We start from the raw sequence: 208 nt of genomic DNA, 5'->3' as shown, positions 1-208 counted from the left end.
ACCAGCAGGACGGTACGGCCAAGGATCACACCGCCGGCGACAACTCCGTCACCGACAAGTTCACCGTCACCGTCACCGACACGGCCAACCAGGTCAAGTCCGACGACCTGGTGGTGCTCATCACCGACACCGCTCCTGAAGCCAAGCCCGACACCGCTTCCGTCACGGAAGACACCGCGCTGACCGCCACCGGCAACGTCATCAGCGG

General features: G+C 64.9%; 1 protein-coding gene. It reads left to right on the top strand.

The genetic code is table 11. The annotated features are described in order from the left end of the window. The coding region (locus tag AC6LKD_RS32735) for a hypothetical protein (protein ID WP_498118556.1) at window positions 1-208 on the top strand (208 nt) is incomplete at both ends.

It is taken from the genome of Achromobacter sp. D7-1, from assembly GCF_059760445.1.
This window is presented reverse-complemented; position numbering and strand designations above follow the sequence as displayed.